Annotated in this window: 1 pseudogene; it reads right to left on the bottom strand. The window is 65.7% G+C overall.

From position 1 onward, the window contains the following. Positions 1-52 precede the first annotated feature (52 nt). Positions 53-315 (bottom strand): annotated as a pseudogene (locus tag NE591_RS13750) (alpha/beta hydrolase); the annotation flags it as partial.

Below are 315 nucleotides of genomic sequence, written 5' to 3'. Positions count from 1 at the left end.
CTGCGAGGCGGCCGCGAGTGCCTGAAGCCGCCGCAATCCGCTGGGAGCAATCTCAGTTGCCGCCGAGCGCCTCTTCGATGATGGCGTTCACGGCAGCTGGATTATCGGCGTTGGAGGTATGGGCGGCGCCTTCTACCCAGCGGATGGGCAGGCCGGTGCGCTTCGACCACAGCTCGTTGTACTTGCGGACGAACCCCGTGCGGTCGAGCTCGCCAACGATCAACGTGAGCAGAGCGGTCGGCGCGGCGTACTCATCGCTTCTCACCACCTCGGCCAGCATGGCGAACCCATGGGCGGAAAGCCGACAGTACTCCC

The sequence above is a fragment of the Adlercreutzia sp. DFI.6.23 genome, from assembly GCF_024462535.1.
GTDB lineage: Bacteria > Actinomycetota > Coriobacteriia > Coriobacteriales > Eggerthellaceae > Adlercreutzia > Adlercreutzia rubneri.
Note: the sequence above shows the minus strand (reverse complement) of the source record. Positions and strands in the feature narration are given on the sequence as shown.